Source organism: uncultured Thiodictyon sp. (assembly GCA_903837595.1).
Classification (GTDB): Bacteria; Pseudomonadota; Gammaproteobacteria; order Chromatiales; family Chromatiaceae; genus Thiodictyon.
The window spans coordinates 17,052-33,937 of the sequence record CAILVI010000388.1 but is presented as its reverse complement, the minus strand read 5'-3'; the positions used below and the strand labels follow the sequence as shown (position 1 = coordinate 33,937).

Sequence of the window (16,886 nt, the reverse complement as noted above, 5' to 3'; positions counted from 1 at the left end):
CCTGCGGGTCCCACTCAACGTGGACCCTGCCACCAAACGTGTCCACGGCAACCGGGCCGGCGAACGCCACTAACGCGGTCGTTTCGGTTTCACCCGTAGGGTGAAGGATAAGATCGTTCATACGCACCTCCTTGCCCTAATATTTCATCAGGTTAGGTCAACAAGGGCAAGGTCCAACTGCTCTTTCTAGGTCTACCGCCCCGGTTCACCCCTGCGCCCGGGCCAGGACGCGGACCTGTTCCTCGGCCGTGACGACCTGCGCCATGAGCTGACCCGCGAGGTGCTGACCGCCCGTGAGTTGCCCCTCCTGCTGATCCAGGGCCAGCGACGGGTGGGCAAGACCAGTCTACTGAACTTCCTGCCGACCCTGCTCGGGGCCGGGTTCCGGGTGGTCTTCCAGGACATGCAGGGGGCGGCGGTGACCTCGGTCCCGGCCTGGCTCAAGGACCTGCGGCGACGCGTGGCGGAGACCCTGCAACTGAAACCGGACGACTGGGGCCCGCCGGACGATTGGGTCGCCGCCTGGGCGCAACTTGAACCCTGGCTCGCGGCGGCGGCCGAGGGCGCCCACTGCCGGCTGATCCTGGCCTTCGACGAATACGAGACCCTGCACCGCTATCTGGCACAGGACCCGGACCAGGGCCGGCGCCTGCTGGCGGCGATCCGCAGCTTCTCCCAGCACCAGACTCAGGTCTGTCTGCTGTTCGCCGGGGCCACGCCCTTCTCTGAACTGCGTCACCCCGACTGGTCCGAATTCTTCGTCCAGGCCCTGCGGTTGCGGGTGGACTATCTGTGGCGGGCGGATTCGCTGCGGCTGATCACGCAGCCGGTCCCGTCGCTGCGCTACCCGCCCGAGGTCCCTGAGCGCCTGTTCGACCTCACCCGCGGCCACCCAGCCCTGCTCCAGACCATCTGCAAACACCTGGTGGACATTGCCAACCGCGACGGGCGCCGGGCCATGACCATGGCCGACCTGGACGAGGCCCTGGCCCGCGGGGTTGACCGTGAGTCTCCCGCCATGGAGCGCTTCTGGAACGAGTTCTGCACCGCCCCCGGCTGCCGCGCCTGTGTGGAGGACGTCCTGGCTGGCCGCCCGCCCGCCAACCGCGCGGCCCTGACGCGGCTGGCCGAGCACGGCTATGTCATCGAAGAGGACGGCCGCTGGCGCCTGCGCGTGCCGCTCTTCGAGGACTGGCTGAAACGCTATCGGGAGGGGTTCGGAGGCTGATGCCGCGGGCTTGGCCGCGGGTGTATCCTCTTGGCCGCGACCCTGGGGACGCCGCACCCAAGTCGCGGCCCTGCCTCGCAGTAAACCGCAATGCCGCGGTGACTTGCGAGGTTTCGCCGCGACTTGGGTGCGGCGCTCCCAGGGTGTTGCTGTGGCCCGAACGATGATCGCGGTCGCGTTGTGATCGCCGCCCGGTGTTCAATGATTTAACCAGCGCAGGATTTCACGATGAAAACGAAATACTCTCTGGCAGGTATTCTGGCACTCATCCTGGCCATGCCGATGGCCTGGGCCGAACCCCCGGTGGCGGGTGCATCGGCACCCCAGCAGGCGGGCGCCTGGCTGCACGCGGATCAACTGGCATTGCAGGAGGTGCGCCAGCGGCTCGCTGAACATACCGGTGATCAAGGTGACACGACGCCGCTGCTGCCGGTCATTGATGAGTTCAGGGCCTTGATCGAAAACGACCCGGAACTGTTCATGCTGTTTACGCAGATGTTCGAGCAGATCCCGCATGAGCCGCGGTATGAGAAGGACCCGGCGGGCAATCCGGCGGTGCGCGACTATCGCGAGATGCTGCAAGTGATGAACCGGATACTGACCCAGGCCCCGGAATTCAATCAGACCGGTATGGCTGGCTTTCCGATCAATGCGATGGTGAACTGGGCCATGGGCACGCCGGCCGGTGCGACTGCCTTCCTGAACGACAAGGTCAATCGGCAATTGAAGAAGATCCTCGCCCAGTGGGCGGTCTACCTGAGGTCGCCGAATTCACGTACTGCGCTCAGCGACGATCCCAAGACGGGCTGGTTGGGACGGGATGCGCTCGCGGCCATGCCGACCTTGGTGCAGGATTTCGTATCCGATCCGCAACTGCCCTATTATGGCTTCGGATCATGGGATGACTTTTTCACCCGCGTCTTTCGTGAGGGCCGTCGCCCCGTGGCCAGCCCGGATGACGATCGCGTCATCGCCAATGCCTGTGAGTCGGTGCCCTATCGCTTGGCCACCCAGGTGAAGCTGCGCGATCAGTTCTGGATCAAGGACCAGCCTTATTCATTAGCCCATATGCTGGCGGACGATCCGCTCGCTGCACAGTTCGAGGGCGGGACCGTGTATCAGGCGTTTCTCAGCGCCTTTAGTTATCACCGCTGGCACAGCCCGGTCAGCGGCCGGATCGTCAAGACCCGGGTGATCGATGGTTCCTATTACGCGGCAGCGCATGCGCTCGGCTTTGAGCAGTACAATCCCAATGGCTCACAACGCTACCTTACGCAAGTCGCCGCGCGCGCCCTGATTTTCATCCAAGCGGATCATCCGGCGATTGGCCTGATGGCCGTGATGTTCGTCGGGATGGGGGAGGTCTCTTCCACCGAAATCAACGTCTACCCCGGTCAACAGGTGAAGAAAGGAGAGCAACTCGGCATGTTCCATTTCGGCGGCTCGACCCATACCCTGATCTTCCGGCCGCAAGTCGATCTGGAGTTCGATCTGCGTGGCCAGACGCCTGGTGTGTTCCCGGAGAAACCGCTGAACATCCCGGTGCGGGCGCGGATTGCGACGGTCCGGGCCGCGGGCGCGAATTAAGCGGGACGCTGACGTTCCCGTAACCACAGAAAGATCACCGGCGTGACGATCAGGATATGCACCAGGCTGGAGATCATCCCGCCGACCACCGGGGTGGCCAGCGGCTGCATGATCTCCACCCCGGTGCGCTGGAGCCAGAAGATGGGTGTCAAGGAGGCGATGGTGGTGGCCACCGTCATCACCTTGGGGCGCAGTCGCAGTCGCGCCCCGGCCTTGACGGCCGTGATCAGCTCCTCGCGGGTGAGTGCCCGGCCCAGGCGCTGCCGGGCGTCCTGCACCGACTCCTCCAGATAGGTCACCATGATGACGCCGGTCTGAATGGCCGTGCCGAATAAGGCGATATAGCCGACCCACACCGCGACGCTGAAGTTGAATCCCATCCACGCCTGGAGCAAGACGCCGCCGGTGAGTGCAAAGGGCACCGCCAGGATGACGTGCGCTGCCTCCCCGAACGAGCGGAAGGTCATCACCAGGGTCGCAAAGATGATGAGGATGACGGCGGGAAAGACATAGAGCAGGGTCTGGCGGGCGCGCAACTGCTGCTCATATTGGCCCGAGTATTCGATGGTCATGCCCGGCGCCAGGGTGACCTCGGCGGCAATGCGCTCCTTGATCGCGTCGACGAAGGAGCCCAGATCGCGGTCGCGCACATTGGCCTGGACGAAGACCCGCAGGCGGCCGTTCTCGCTCTGGATCTCGTTGGGGCCGACCACGCGCTTGAGATCGGCGACCTGGCGCAACTGCACCGTGGCACCCGAGGGAGTGGCGAGCGGGATCTCGCCGAGTTTGTCGATGTCGCCGCGTTCGTCCTGCTCCAACCGTACCTGGAGCGGCCAGCGTTCGCGGCCCTTGATGGTGGTGCCGACGGTGACCCCGCCGATGCCGGCTTCCACCTGACGGAACAACTCCTGGACGCTGAGCCCGTAGCGGCCGAGCAGGTCGCGGCGTACCTGGATTTCGAGGTAGGGCTTGCCCTGCACGCGGGAGGGCGCGACACCCACGGCCCCCTGCACCTGATTGATGACTCGCTCGACCTCGAACGCCTTCTGCTGGAGTGCATCAAGGTCGTTGCCGAAGATCTTCACCCCGACCTGGGCGCGGATGCCGGTGCTGGTCATCAGGATACGGTTCTCGATCGGCTGGAGAAACCCGGGCACATAACCGGGCAGGTCCATCAGGCGGGCCGACAGGTCACTGATAATGGAAGCCTTGGTGGTCCCGGGCGGCCACTGGTCGCGCGGTTTGAGCGTGATGGTGGTCTCGATCATCTCCACCGGTGCGGGGTCGGTCGCGGTAGTTGCGCGGCCGAGTTTGCCGGCCACCGTGGCGACCGCCGGGTGGACGCGGATCACCTGGTCCTGCCAGGCCACGATGCGCTTGACCTCGGTCAGCGCGGTGGCCGGGAGCATGACCGGCATGAAGAGCAGTGAACCCTCCTCCAGGGTGGGCATGAACTCGGTGCCGAACCCCTGGGTATGGCGCGCACCCGACTCCGGCAGCCAGGCATTGACCGTCCGCGGCAGGCCCCAGGCGATGACAATGCAAATGCACAGCAGGGTGGCCGCGAGCCCCAGGACGGTCTTGCGATGTCCAAGTGCCCAATCGAGCGCCGGCTCATAGACCCGCAACAGGCCCTTCATCAGCCAGTTCTCACTCTCCGGTTTGAGCGGGCCGCGCACGAGCAGGGTACAGAAGACCGGCACTGCCGTCACCGCGAGCAGCGTCGCCCCGATCAGCGCAAAGGTCTTGGTATAGGCGAGCGGATGGAACAGCTTGCCCTCCTGCCCGGTCAGCAGGAACACCGGCACGAAGGCCAGTATGATGATCAGCATCGAGAAGACCATGGGCCGCCCCACCTGGGTGGCGGCGGTCAGGGTCTGGGCAAAGACCTCCGCGGCATCGAGCCGGCGCTTGAGTGCTGCCTCGGCCCTTTCGCAATGACGGATCACATTCTCGGTCATGACGATGCCCGCATCGACCAGTACGCCGATTGAAATCGCAATGCCGGTCAGGGACATGATATTCGACGGGATACCGAATTGGTCCATCAGGATGAATGCAATCAGGATGGAAGCCGGCAGCGGCAGGGTGACGATCAGTATGCTGCGGAAATGGAAGAGAAAGAGGATGTGCATCAGGGTGACGAGGATCACCTCTTCGGTCAGCGCATCCTTGAGCGTGCCGATGGCGCGCCCGATCAGGTCACTGCGGTCATAGAAGGGGAGTACGCGCACCCCCGCGGGCAGACCCGGTGCGAGGGCCGAGATCTGCGCCTTCACGTCCGCAATGACGCGGTAGGCGTTCTCCCCATAGCGCATGACCACGATGCCGCCGACCACCTCCCGGCCATTGACATCCAGTGCGCCGCGGCGGAAATCGCCGCCGATCTGGATGGTGGCCAGATCTCGCAGATACAGCGGGGTGCCCTTGCGCGGCAGCACCGGGATCAGTTCCAGGTCGGCGGCCGTCTGCACCAGACCGACCCCGCGGACGATGAACTCGGCGCCGTTCTCCTCGATCGTCTTACCGCCGACATTGAGATTGGACCTGCTCACCGCATCCATCACCTCACCCAGGGTGGCGCCGTATTGCTTGAGCTTGAGCGAGGAGACCTCGATCTGATACTGGCGGACGAAGCCGCCGATACTGGCGACCTCGGCCACCCCCGGCACGGCGGCGAGTTGATAGCGTATATCGGTGTCCTGCAGGGTCCGCAGTGACCCCAGGTCCTGGGTGCCGGAGGCGTCATCGAGGTAATACTGATAGACCCAACCGAGTCCGGTGGCGTCCGGGCCGAGCCGCGCGATCACCCCCTGCGGTAACAGGTCGCCCAATGAATTGAGCCGCTCCAATACCCGGGTGCGGGCAAAATAGACGTCGACCTTGTCGGCGAAGATGACCGTGAGAAAAGAGAAGCCGAACATCGAGCTGGCCCGCACCGTCTTGACACCGGCCAGCCCTTGCAATGAAACCGACAGCGGATAGGTGATCTGGTCCTCGACCTCTTGGGGCGAGCGCCCGGGCCAGTCGGCATAGACGATGACCTGATTTTCCGACAGATCCGGGATGGCGTCGATGGGAACGCGCTGGAGCGCGAACAGGCCCCAGGCGCAGAGTGCGAGGAAGCCGCTGATGACCAGGAAGCGGTTGTGCAGCGACCAGGTAATGACGCGGTTAATCATACTGGACCCCGCGCGGGAACGCCGTGTGGTGGCACCGTAGGGGCGGGTTTCAAACCCGCCCCTACCCGAGCCGGTGGCGGATCACAGGACCGGCTCATTTCACCTCGTCTCCGCACCCGGGCATGGCTGAGCCGAAGAAGGGGTTGCGCAAGTGATGTGAACGCGAAAGCCAGCGCGCGGTACCGAGCACCGGACTCATCGGGCACTGGTAGATCCAGAGTTCTTCTCGGTGTTGGAGATGTTCGCTCCGCGCCAGGTCGGCGACGGCGGTACTGAATGGCTCGAAGTCACGCCGCGCAGCGTCCAGGTCGGGGGCGTCCGGCAGCTTGCCGGTGAATGCGGCCAAGGCGCCGCGGGCGGCCGGGGCATAGCCCGCGAGATAGGCCGCAAGTGCCGTGCGCATCGCGGGCAGGCCCTTCTGGTAGCCGGACAAATCGTCGGCGGCGAGGGCGGTGGTGGCATCCGCGGCGGCGAAGACCAGGGTGCGCAGCAGCGCGTAGGTCGCCTCGTTATGCGCTGGCGTGCCGGCGGCGACCTTGGCGGGCGTGACGGCCGCCGGGTCGGCCGCCGCAACATCCACCGCGGCATGGGCCAGTTGCGCCTGCGAATCCAGTATCAGACCGGCCTGGGTGACAACCCGGTCTCCCTGCTTCAGACCGTCCAGGACCTCGTCGTTGGTGTCGCCCACGCGACCGATCCGCACCTCGCGCGCCCGGTAGCCGGAACCCCCGGCGTCGACATAGACGATGGGCCGACCGCTGTGCTGAAGCACGGCGGCACGTGGCACCAGCAGGCCATCCAGCGAGCTTGCGGCCACCACCGCCTGTGCGGTCTGGCGGTAGCGCAGTCGGTGCTCGGGATTCTCCAGGGTGACCCGCACCCGCGCCGTGCGGGTCTTCTCGTTCAGGCTCGGGTCGATAAACGTAATGGGGGCGGTCAACACCTGGCCGGGTTGGGACGGTACGGACACCTCCACGTGCTGGCCCAGCCGCAGCCAGGCCAGGTCCGGTTCGTAGGCGTCGAACACGAACCACATCCGCGCAAAGTCACCGATCTCGAAGAGCGGATCATTGGTCTTGACATATTGGCCCTCGTAGACCGAGCGCGAGATCACGGTGCCGGAGAGTGGGGCGCGGATGTTGACCATTGCGGTCGGCTTGAGGGTGTGTTCCAGGATGCCGATCTCCTCCTCGGTCAGTCCCAATTCCAGTAGGCGTTCACGCGCCCCCGCGCGCTCCGACAGCGGTGTGGCGACCGCCCCGGCCTTGATCCGCTCGACGTATTGACGCTGGGCGGTGAGCATCTCAGGACTGAATACGGTGGCCAGCGGCGCCCCGGCCTCGACCTCGGCCCCGACATAGTTGACGTGGAGCTTCTCAATGCGGCCCGGAACCCGGGCGGCCAGGATGCGATGGCGGGTGTCGTCATCCTCAATGACCCCGCTGACGCGCAGCGTCCGGGTGAGCGCCCCACGGGTCACCTCGCTGGTCTGCACGCCAGTTACCGCGGCCTGAGCGGGGTTGAGTGTGACCAGGTTCGGATCGACGACGGCCCCGCCCTCACTGGCCACCGCGACCAGTTCCATGCCACAGATGGTGCAGTGCTCGCCTGGTTTGTCCGATTTGATCCACGGGTGCATCGGGCACTGATAGACCATGGCCGCATGGACGTGCAGGGGGGGGCTGGCGGGGCCTTCGACTGCGGCGCTTTGGCCGGCCAGGCCGGCAGCGGCGGCCAGTAGGCAGAGGGCGAAGAGTGACTTGGGCAAGGTATGCATAGTGAAACCGCAGCGGTACGCAGGCAGGTGTTGGCGGTCGGTACTGGGCCGTCGCCGGCGAAGTCCTCAACCTTGGGCGGGTATCCGATCCCGGCATAAGGGGATTATAGTCGGGGTTGTGCCGGGCAACGACAAGCGGTCGGTGCAACGAAAAGTCGGTAGCCCGAACCCGATTGGTCCGGAGTCTTTAGGATTTGTGAACCAGCGGCCTTGTGGTGGGCGGTGTGATCGGTAAGATGATCACGGCCAGAGCAACGTGTGCCGTTTGGTGCCGACCTTGCCGACCACCCGCATCAAGGCTATCCTCCCGTCTGAACTCGCCCTGGCACACTGGAAATGCCTGTCCCTATCCCGTGAATTGAAAGCGCGGGCGGGGAAGGTGGCTCCGGGTTTACGATGTGCGGCGGTGTTATCAGTGGGCCGGAGATGACCAGCGACAGCAAGCAACCAAATCACTTGGGGGAAGAGCAATGAGCGCAGAGTTGACGAATCGCAAGATACTCATCATTGAGGATGACCCGGATTTGCTGGCATTGATACGGCACGTCCTGCAACGCGAGGGTTATCAGGTCTTCATTGCCTCCAATGGTGCTGACGGCATTCTGGTCAATGAGCGACAGGACCCGGATCTGATTCTGCTGGACTTGCGCATGCCGGAAATGGATGGCATTGAGACTTTGCGCAATATCCGCGAATACGATGGGCGGGTGGTGATGGTCATCCTGACCGGGTATGGCTGCCCCGATACCATCAGGGAGGCGGCCGATCTGGATGTCAGTGAGTACTTGAGTAAGCCTTTTGAAAATTCAGATTTGGTAGAGGTGATCGGCAAGGCGCTCATGCCTTAACTGAAAGAGTCGATGCGATGAAAGAAAACAGAAGGCTGATCTATGTTCCGATTCTGCATGCCCAGGAAGACGCCGGGCGCACAGATTCGATCTTGAGCAACAAGAAGATAAGAAGAGGGCAAGTTGCTAAGGGAGTGTCGGCAGTTGAAGAGATGTGGAAGGGGATTGCTGCAAAAATCGGAGAGTTGAATATTTCCTGGGAGCATACGCGCATTTATCATGACGGGATGCCGGTGTGCAGTAATGAAGTCGTATTAGCCAGACGGCTGGCGGAAAGTGGTAGCCCGGATTTATCATTTATCTGCAAGTTGATCGAGAGCGGGGCGATCCTCGAGGGTACGGAAGATATGGATTTACTGATACAGGAGTATGATCTCCTCAATAAGTTACTGATGAATAATGTGGGCGCTGACCAAGCGGCGAGCAATGCGGAATACCAGAGCAGGAGCCGCGGGTTGCTGGCGTTACGCGATCAATTTATCTTGAATCGCATCGGCAGTACGCTGCAGCCGGGCGAGCTGCCGCTGGTGTTTATGGGGGTGATGCACCGTCTGGATAAGATGCTAGAAAACGACTTCGCAGTTTCTTATGTCATTTACCGCTTGCCATTCCGCAGTATCGGAACCATTTATAACGCCTGAGGCGTGAAAATATGCTTCGTAAAGCATCGTTGTTGAGCGCCGACCCGATCCTTTTTTCACCAATTTATCTTGATGCGGACAATGTGTCCACGGAAAAGCTACTCGCCCTTTATCGCTTTGCTAATCTCTTCTTCCCGAAAATGGGCTCCAGCCTGGTCAAGACGATTATGGACATGGAGCGGCATGGTGAGCGGCTGACGGCGAATAGTTCTCCACATGAGCGGCGCAAGCTGATCAGTCAGATGGAGAGTTTGAGTATGGATATACAATTTAAGGTCTGTGACGGCGGGCAGAATGTCATGGAGATTTCAATTCATATTGTGCCTAGCGAAGTGTTGGAGCGGGCGCAGCAGGGGGGGAATAGTTTAACGCAGTATCGCGAATTGAAGGATGACCTCGATAAATTGATTATCAAGCTGATCGCCAAGGAACTAAGTCGCCGGTTTACCGCCAAGATTGCCGAGGGTATCAAGGCCCTTACGGGAATCAAGCAGGTGCCGTCTTTTATTACCCAATTGCTCGAAATGGGCTGGATCAACGGCAATGGACAGTTGCTGCAAGGGGCCTCGATCGATGATCTATTGACGGGAAAGTATCGTGACCAGTTCGAGCAGTTGATGCCCAAGGAGCTGGTGCAGGAAGGGATGCAAATCCGCGACACTATCGAGACCTTCTTTGCCATCAGCCAGGATGATACGGATTCGCTGATTGCCGACGCCCGACGGCGTCATGCCCTGTTGGAGATCACGCTGCGGGAAACGAAGATGGCGTTTTAATACGGTGTCGCCGACCATCATGGGTGCAGCCATTCGTGTGCGCGGCCTGGTGCAGGGAGTGGGCTTCCGGCCCATGGTCTGGCGCCTGGCGCGGGAGTTCGGCCTGCGTGGCGATGTGCGCAATGACGGTGAGGGGGTGCTGATCCGCGTCTGGGCGGCAACGGATGCCGCCCCTGACCTGCTCGATCGTTTCTGCGCCCGGCTGCGGCTGGACTGCCCGCCATTGGCACGGATCGCTGCCATCGAGTCCAGCGCCATCGTTGTGCCCACCCCGCAGCCGCCCGGGTTCGTGATCCTGGCAAGTGCGGCCACCGGCGTGCAGACCGGTGTGGTGGCGGACGCGGCCACCTGTGCCGCGTGCGCCGCCCAGATCCTGGACCCGGCCGATCGCCGTTATCGCTACCCCTTTACCAACTGCACCCATTGCGGGCCGCGTTTGAGCATCCTGCGCGCCATTCCCTATGACCGTGCCAATACCAGCATGGCGGTCTTTAGACTCTGCCCGGCCTGTGCCGCCGAGTATCGGGAGCCTGCGGACCGGCGCTTTCATGCCCAGCCCAACGCCTGCTCGGCCTGCGGTCCACGCGTCTGGTTGGCGGATGGGGCGGGGCGGGAACTGGACCCGGCCGACTTCGGCGCCGGGGACGCCATCGCTGCGGCCGCGCGGCTGCTGGGTGAGGGGCGCATTCTGGCGATCAAGGGCATCGGGGGCTTCCACTTGGCCTGCGATGCCGCCGATGCCGCGGCGGTGGCGGAACTGCGTCGCCGTAAGCGGCGCTTCGGCAAGCCCTTCGCCCTGATGGCCAGGGATTTGGCGGTCATCCGGCGCTATTGCCGGGTGGGGGACGGCGCGGCCGCACTGTTGGCGAGCCCGGCCGCGCCGGTCGTGCTACTGGAGCGGCGGCCGGAAACCCCGGCCGCGGCGTTGGCGCCGGATCTCGCCCCCGGCCAATCGACCCTGGGCTTCATGCTGCCCTACAGTCCCCTGCACCTGTTGTTGCTGGCGCACTGGGAACGGGCGCTGGTGATGACCAGCGGAAACCTGAGCGACGAGCCGCAGTGTATCGACAATGCTGATGCCCTGATGCGGCTGGGTGCTCTCGCCGACTTCGCCCTGCTGCACGACCGGGCGATCGTCAACCGGGTGGACGATTCGGTGGTGCGTTGGATGGAGGGGGCGCCGCGGCTGTTGCGGCGGGCGCGCGGCTACGCCCCGACGCCCCTCGTCCTGCCGCCGGGTTTTGCCGACTGTGCGTCGGTCCTGGCGATGGGTGGTGAGCTCAAGAACACGGTCTGCCTGCTGCGTGACGCTCAGGCGATCTTGACGCAACACCTGGGCGACCTGGAGGAGGCGCACACCGCCCGCGAGTATGCGCATACCATCGATCTCTATCAGTCCCTGTTTGAGCACCGCGCGGCGCGAATCGCGGTCGACCTGCACCCGGACTATCGCGCGAGTCTCACCGGCCGGGAGCGGGCCGCCCGGCAGCGGCTGGAACTGGTCCAGGTCCAGCACCACCACGCCCATATCGCCGCCGTCCTGGCCGATAACGGCTGGCCCCTGGACGGCGGGCCGGTACTGGGCATCGCCCTGGACGGCCTGGGTTACGGGGCGGATGGGACCCTCTGGGGCGGGGAGTTTCTGGCGGCCGACTATCGCGGCTATCGGCGCCTGGGCTGGCTGCGGCCGGTCCCCCTGCCCGGCGGCACTCGGGCGATCCTGGAGCCCTGGCGCAACCTGGTGGCGCAGATCGAGGTGTGTCTGGGCTGGGAGGAGTTCAGGCGCCGCTGGCCGGGTCTGGAGCTCACCCGGCGACTGGCCGAACGGCCCCTGCCCATGCTCCGCACCCTGATGGCGCGCCGCCTCAACGCGCCCCTGTCAAGTTCCGCCGGGCGCCTGTTCGACGCCGTGGCCGCGGCCCTGGGGCTGTGTGCCGAGCGGATCAGCTATGAGGGGCAGGCGGCCATTGAACTAGAGTCACTGGCGGTGGGGGCGATGGAGACCGCTGGAGCGGGCTACCTTTGGGGTCGCATCGCTCACGATGGCTGCACCCTGCTCGACCCCGCCCTCCTGTGGGCCGGTCTTTTCGACGACCTGGCCGCCGGGGTTCCGGCGGCGCAGATCAGCGCCCGGTTCCACCAGGGTTTCTGCCGCGCCGTGGCCGACCTGGCCGCCGACTTGGCGGGAGCCCAGGGGCTCACGCGGGTCGCGCTGTCCGGCGGGGTCTTCCAGAATCGGCTGGTCTTGGAAGGTGTCTGCCACCGCCTTCGCTGGCGTGGGTTCGAGCCCCTGACCCACCATCAGGTGCCCGCCAACGACGGTGGTCTGGCCCTGGGCCAGGCGGTAATTGCGGCGGCTTGGGTCGGTGACCCTTCGCCTTGCTCGTAACTGCGCCCATCGCAAGATTGGAGCGCCGGCAGTCAGTCGCAGTCTTGCCACGGAAACACACGGAACGACACGGAACCATTCCTCTTTTTCCGTGTTTTCGGTGTGCTTCCGTGGCTAAAATCCCCGCAACCTAACATCGGTGGCTGGGACGATGATCGAGGCCCTCAGCGCTATAGCGACCCCCAGGTATTCTTGCGCCGCCCCGGGCGCAGGCGGGGCAGGATCAGGCCGAGCAGCATCCCGCCGATCAGGACCCCGGCCCCGATCAGGAACCAGCGCTGGTTGGTCTGGTTCTTGAAATCGCGGTTTTCCTGTTCCAGGTCGGCCTGGGCGCGGGTCATATCCGCCACCTGGAGCCGCAGGCGCTCGCGGTCGCTGGTGACCTCCAGGACGTTCGCGCTGGCGTGGCGAATCGTCGCGAGTTGCTGCTCCAGCAGATTCTTCTTCTGCTCCAGGTCCTGGTAACGCGACTCCAGATCGGTCCGCTCGGCCTGGGTCTTGGCGAGTCGGGCGGAGAGCGCATCCGGTGACTGTAGCAACTGGGCCAGCCGTGCCTCCAGTTCGGGGACGCGGTTGCGTGCCGCGGGTTCGGTCTGAATCAGCTCCTGCGGCACGAAGCCCACCGTGCCGTCCGGGGTCTTGACCTGGGTGTATTTGGTGGTCTGGTTGACCGCCAGCACCTCGAGCGGCGTGCCGCTCGGCAGCATCTTGAGGACCTTGTAGCGGGTGCTAGCCCCGGCCCGCAGGCTGATCTCCAGCTGATCGGTCACATAACGGGTCTCGGCCTGCGCCCACGACGGAATCAGTAGCGCAGCACACAGTCCGCACAGCAACGGCGCTAATGGTTTCATGGGGCGTCCTCGCTACGATGTGTTGTAAGGCCTTTTTCAGTGCAAAAGGCGCGGCCGCCTCAACCTGCGGGTACCAGTAGAAACTCAAGCAATGCCTTTTGCACATGCAGCCGATTCTCGGCCTCATCCCAGACCACTGACTGGGGGCCGTCGATCACCGCGGCGCTCACCTCCTCCCCGCGGTGGGCGGGCAGGCAGTGCATGAAGAGTGCGCCCGGCGCGGCGTTGGCCATCACCGCCTCGTTGACCCGGAAGGGGGCGAAGGCCGCCATGCGCGTTGCCAGTTCGTCTTCCTGGTGCATGCTGGCCCACACATCGGTGGCGATGAGATCGGCCCCCGCGGCGGCGGCCGCGGGGTCGTGCATGATCTCGCAGCGGTCCGCGTACAAGGCCAGCAGGGCGGGGTCCGGCTCGAAGCCCACGGGGCAGCCGATGCGCAGCTCGAAATCCAACAGGCGTGCCGCCTCCATGTAGGTCTGGCACATGTTGTTGCCGTCGCCGATCCAGGCCACCCGCCGGCCGCGGAGTTCACCACGGTGCTCGACATAGGTCTGGATGTCCGCCAGGACCTGGCAGGGGTGCAGGCGGTTGGTCAGGCCATTGATGACCGGGACCTGCGAGTAGGCCGCGAAGCGCTCGACGGTCTCCTGCTCAAAGGTGCGAATCATCACCGCGTCGACCATGCGCGAGAGGACCCGGGCGGCGTCCTCGACCGGTTCACCGCGCCCCAGCTGGGTATCGCGTGCCGACAGAAACATGGCGTGACCGCCGAGTTGCGCCATGCCCGCCTCGAAGGAGACGCGGGTGCGGGTGGACGACTTCTCGAAGATCATCGCGAGGATGCGGTGGCGCAGAGGGCGATAGTCCTCCCCGCGCCGGCGCATGGCCTTCAGTTCGATGGCCCGCGCGATCAGGGCGCGGATCTCGGCGGCGGTCAGGTCGGTGAGCGAGAGGAGGTGCCGACAGGTGGTCGGGGTGGCTTGCATCGCGGGTCCGTTCTCCGGGAATGGGTCGAGCGCGCCCTCAAGGGGCAGTGAGGAAACGGTGAATCAGGGCGCTGAGGCCCTCCACTAGCTGGTCGGCCTGGTCCTGATCGATGATCAATGGCGGCAAGAGCCGGATCACCCGCTCCGCGGTGACATTGATCAGCAATCCCGCCGCCAGGGCCTGTGCCACCAGGTCGGCACAGGGCCGGTCCAGTTCGATCCCGAGCATCAGGCCGCGACCGCGGATGGCGACCACCCCCGCCGTTCCGGCCAGGGACTCCCGGAAGGCGTCGAGCAGGGCGGTGCCTTGGGTGGCGGCGTGTGCCACCAGGTGCTGCGCGGTGATGGTCTCCAGCACCGCCCGTGCGGCACGGCAGGCCAGCGGATTGCCGCCGAAGGTCGAGCCATGGGTGCCGGGGCCGAAGACCTCGGCGGCCGCCCCGCGGGCCACGCAGGCGCCGATCGGGACCCCATTGCCGAGTGCCTTGGCCAGGGTGATCACGTCCGGCACGATGTCGGTGTGCTGGAAGCCGAACCAGCGCCCGGTGCGGCCGATGCCGGTCTGGATCTCGTCCAGGATCAGGAGCCACCCCTCGCGGTCGCAGATGCGGCGCAGGGCCGGCAGGTAGTCGTCGCCGGGGATATTGACGCCGCCCTCGCCCTGGATGGGCTCCACCAGGATGGCGACGATGTTCTTGCGGTTCGCGGCGGCGGTCTCGATGGCGCCGATGTCGTTGTACGGGACGCGCACGAAGCCCTGCACCAGTGGCTCGAACCCGGCCTGGACCTTGCGGTTGCCGGTCGCGCTCAGCGTCGCCAGGGTGCGGCCGTGGAAGCTGTTCTCCATCACCAGGATGGTCGGGTTCTCGATGCCGCGCTGGTGGGCGTAGAGGCGCGCCAGCTTGATCGCCGCCTCGTTGGCCTCGGCCCCCGAGTTGCCGAAGAAGACCCGGTCCATGCCCGCGAGCGCAGTGAGCAGGGCGCCCAGGCGCTCCTGTTCGGCGATGCGGTAGACATTGGAGGTGTGCACCAGCAGCCCGGCCTGCTCACACAGGGCGTCGCGTACCGCCGGGTGGGCATGGCCCAGGCCGCACACGGCGATTCCGGCCAGCGCGTCCAGGTAACGCGTGCCGTTATCGTCCCACAGCCACACCCCTTCGCCGCGGGCGAAGGTCACGGGCAATCGTTTGTAGGTCGCCATCAAGGGTTCGCTCATAGAGGCCCTGCCGAATCGGCTCCGGGACGCGCGAGGTGCCGCGTCCAAAAAAACAAAAGGCGGTTCCTTGACGCGGGAAACCGCCCTGACAGAAACACCAAGCGACGAAAGATAGCGCGTCCGCCCCAAGTAAGACAAGTGTTTGGAAGCCGCCATCGCGCATTTCTGGTGATTGCGGGGCTCCAGGCGGGCACGGTGGCGTATCGGACGGGGGAAAGTGGCTCAGATCAGACGTTTTTCCGGGGGAACCGGGGGCCGCACCTGACCGCTGGCGGCCGATGGTCCTGAATCATGGTTAAGGTTGCTTAACAATCGAACCGTACCCTGATCGCGGCCTTCTCGCGGGGCCTGCAACGCGCGCTGACAGTGCCATCAGCGGTATTCGTCGAAAAAGGGCTCGTCCACTTCGTAGACCGTCTTCGGTCTTACGCCCAGTTCTAAGCGCTCGAACAGCTTGACCAGGGTATCTCCGTCTACCAATTCGATGGGTGGCGCCCCATCGCGTCTTGCTTCCTTCATCGCCTCGGTCGTAAAGGTACCGGTTGTGATGATAATCCCTTTGTCCGCTCGTCCCATCATCGCTCCGCGGAAATCACGCACCTGTGATGCCGAGACCGCGCCAGCATAGCGCTTACATTGAAACAAAACCGTGAAACTCACAAAGGGGTTGACCTGCAAGATGCCATTGCCGTCAATGCCTCCGTCGCAGGACTTGCCGGTCACAACGACCCGCTCAAAGCCGGACTCGCGCAGTAATCGTTGGCACACGCGCTCAAACCCACCGGGTGACAGTGATCGCAGGACATCCAGCAGGGTTCTGGCATCTACGGTGTCATCGCTACGATCCGTCGGGGGGACGGTATCGGCTTCATTTTCCGCCGCATTCTCATTTCCCGTGGTCCGTGTAGTCGCGTGTATATCCTTGAAAAGTCTTGATACTATGTTTGGGGTTAGTTGTCGGTGACGTCCCTTCTCGGTCAATGCCCAGACCCCGCGCCGTGAAGAGTCGACAATGTCTGCTTTGGCTAAGTAGAAACGTGCCCACGCTACCTGGTTGCGTACGCGCGAACTGCCGCTCTTATTTGTTTCTGCCTGTTCTTGTTCGGAAATGTGCAGGCGCTCCAGCACGGCATTAGTCACTTCCTTCGGTTGACCCGAGCCACCGAGTTCGCGCAGCGTCTCCATAATTGGAATGCAGAATCGTAGAAACTGTGGTCCTTTGATTTTTTCCATCGTTGTTCCAAATCAGTAAGCAGCGCGTCGTCTTTGATCTCGGTCGTAGCTCCGGCCGCATGCCTCGCGTCGCACAGCGACTAACACAGGCGTGACACCGCCGCAGCGGTGTCACGAGAGCGCCGGAGAAGGCCCGTCTCTGGCTCGCGTTGCTCTTTTGTGTGTTAACCAA

12 protein-coding genes are annotated in these 16,886 nt (G+C 64.1%); 6 read left to right on the top strand and 6 right to left on the bottom strand.

What is annotated here, in order from left to right; genetic code table 11:
• Positions 1–211: 211 nt before the first annotated feature.
• Together QZY44_RS23345 and QZY44_RS23340 are read left to right on the top strand one after the other, a co-directional pair.
• A complete protein-coding gene (locus QZY44_RS23345) occupies positions 212–1,228 on the top strand; it encodes an AAA family ATPase (protein WP_365305120.1) in 1,017 nt (338 codons plus the stop codon).
• Between the two features lie 228 nt (positions 1,229–1,456).
• Positions 1,457–2,815: a phosphatidylserine decarboxylase family protein gene (locus QZY44_RS23340; RefSeq protein ID WP_295453484.1), complete on the top strand. Its 1,359-nt coding sequence runs from the start codon at positions 1,457–1,459 to the stop codon at positions 2,813–2,815.
• Here QZY44_RS23340 and QZY44_RS23335 read toward each other — a convergent pair.
• Positions 2,812–5,997: a CusA/CzcA family heavy metal efflux RND transporter gene (locus QZY44_RS23335; protein WP_295453480.1), complete on the bottom strand. Its 3,186-nt coding sequence runs from the start codon at positions 5,995–5,997 to the stop codon at positions 2,812–2,814. The two genes, QZY44_RS23340 and QZY44_RS23335, sit on opposite strands and share 4 nt — an antisense overlap.
• Before the next feature lie 94 nt (positions 5,998–6,091).
• A complete protein-coding gene (locus tag QZY44_RS23330) occupies positions 6,092–7,774 on the bottom strand; it encodes an efflux RND transporter periplasmic adaptor subunit (RefSeq protein WP_295453477.1) in 1,683 nt (560 codons plus the stop codon).
• Between the two features lie 470 nt (positions 7,775–8,244).
• On the opposite strand from QZY44_RS23330, the gene QZY44_RS23325 reads away from it, so the two are divergent.
• Genes QZY44_RS23325 through hypF form a run of 4 tightly spaced genes read left to right on the top strand, consistent with a single transcriptional unit; the run spans position 8,245 to position 12,428 of the window.
• Positions 8,245–8,622, top strand: coding sequence for a response regulator (locus QZY44_RS23325; protein WP_295453474.1), 378 nt, complete (start codon positions 8,245–8,247; stop codon positions 8,620–8,622).
• A gap of 17 nt (positions 8,623–8,639) precedes the next feature.
• A complete protein-coding gene (locus QZY44_RS23320; protein ID WP_295453470.1) occupies positions 8,640–9,263 on the top strand; it encodes a hypothetical protein in 624 nt (207 codons plus the stop codon).
• An 11-nt stretch (positions 9,264–9,274) separates the two neighbouring features.
• Positions 9,275–10,039 (top strand): hypothetical protein, encoded by a 765-nt coding sequence (locus QZY44_RS23315; RefSeq protein ID WP_295453465.1) that lies wholly within the window; start codon positions 9,275–9,277, stop codon positions 10,037–10,039.
• A gap of 19 nt (positions 10,040–10,058) precedes the next feature.
• Positions 10,059–12,428, top strand: a complete 2,370-nt coding sequence (gene hypF, locus QZY44_RS23310) for a carbamoyltransferase HypF (RefSeq protein WP_295453460.1) — start codon at positions 10,059–10,061, stop codon at positions 12,426–12,428.
• 170 nt (positions 12,429–12,598) lie between these two features.
• Here the strand turns inward: hypF and QZY44_RS23305 are convergent, their stop codons facing one another.
• The 4 genes from QZY44_RS23305 to QZY44_RS23290 all read right to left on the bottom strand — a co-directional run bounded on the left by QZY44_RS23305 (position 12,599) and on the right by QZY44_RS23290 (position 16,714).
• Positions 12,599–13,279: a TIGR04211 family SH3 domain-containing protein gene (locus QZY44_RS23305; protein WP_295453457.1), complete on the bottom strand. Its 681-nt coding sequence runs from the start codon at positions 13,277–13,279 to the stop codon at positions 12,599–12,601.
• Between the two features lie 59 nt (positions 13,280–13,338).
• The gene (gene argF, locus QZY44_RS23300; protein ID WP_295453450.1) at positions 13,339–14,265 is read right to left on the bottom strand and encodes an ornithine carbamoyltransferase; all 927 of its coding nucleotides are present in this window, start codon (positions 14,263–14,265) and stop codon (positions 13,339–13,341) included.
• Between the two features lie 37 nt (positions 14,266–14,302).
• On the bottom strand, positions 14,303–15,481 hold the full coding sequence (locus QZY44_RS23295) for an aspartate aminotransferase family protein (RefSeq protein ID WP_295453445.1): 1,179 nt from the start codon (positions 15,479–15,481) through the stop codon (positions 14,303–14,305).
• A gap of 372 nt (positions 15,482–15,853) precedes the next feature.
• Positions 15,854–16,714, bottom strand: coding sequence for a restriction endonuclease (locus tag QZY44_RS23290; RefSeq protein ID WP_295453440.1), 861 nt, complete (start codon positions 16,712–16,714; stop codon positions 15,854–15,856).
• Positions 16,715–16,886 lie beyond the last annotated feature (172 nt).

Bases quoted from the DNA above. Each gene is read 5' to 3' on its own strand.
- QZY44_RS23295 (WP_295453445.1), bottom strand. From the start codon at position 15,481: ATGAGCGAACCCTTGATGGCGACCTACAAACGATTGCCCGTGACCTTC.
- QZY44_RS23330 (WP_295453477.1), bottom strand. From the start codon at position 7,774: ATGCATACCTTGCCCAAGTCACTCTTCGCCCTCTGCCTACTGGCCGCC.
- QZY44_RS23335 (WP_295453480.1), bottom strand. From the start codon at position 5,997: ATGATTAACCGCGTCATTACCTGGTCGCTGCACAACCGCTTCCTGGTC.
- argF (WP_295453450.1), bottom strand. From the start codon at position 14,265: ATGCAAGCCACCCCGACCACCTGTCGGCACCTCCTCTCGCTCACCGAC.
- QZY44_RS23290 (WP_295453440.1), bottom strand. From the start codon at position 16,714: ATGGAAAAAATCAAAGGACCACAGTTTCTACGATTCTGCATTCCAATT.
- QZY44_RS23315 (WP_295453465.1), top strand. From the start codon at position 9,275: ATGCTTCGTAAAGCATCGTTGTTGAGCGCCGACCCGATCCTTTTTTCA.
- QZY44_RS23340 (WP_295453484.1), top strand. From the start codon at position 1,457: ATGAAAACGAAATACTCTCTGGCAGGTATTCTGGCACTCATCCTGGCC.
- QZY44_RS23320 (WP_295453470.1), top strand. From the start codon at position 8,640: ATGAAAGAAAACAGAAGGCTGATCTATGTTCCGATTCTGCATGCCCAG.
- QZY44_RS23305 (WP_295453457.1), bottom strand. From the start codon at position 13,279: ATGAAACCATTAGCGCCGTTGCTGTGCGGACTGTGTGCTGCGCTACTG.
- QZY44_RS23325 (WP_295453474.1), top strand. From the start codon at position 8,245: ATGAGCGCAGAGTTGACGAATCGCAAGATACTCATCATTGAGGATGAC.
- hypF (WP_295453460.1), top strand. From the start codon at position 10,059: ATGGGTGCAGCCATTCGTGTGCGCGGCCTGGTGCAGGGAGTGGGCTTC.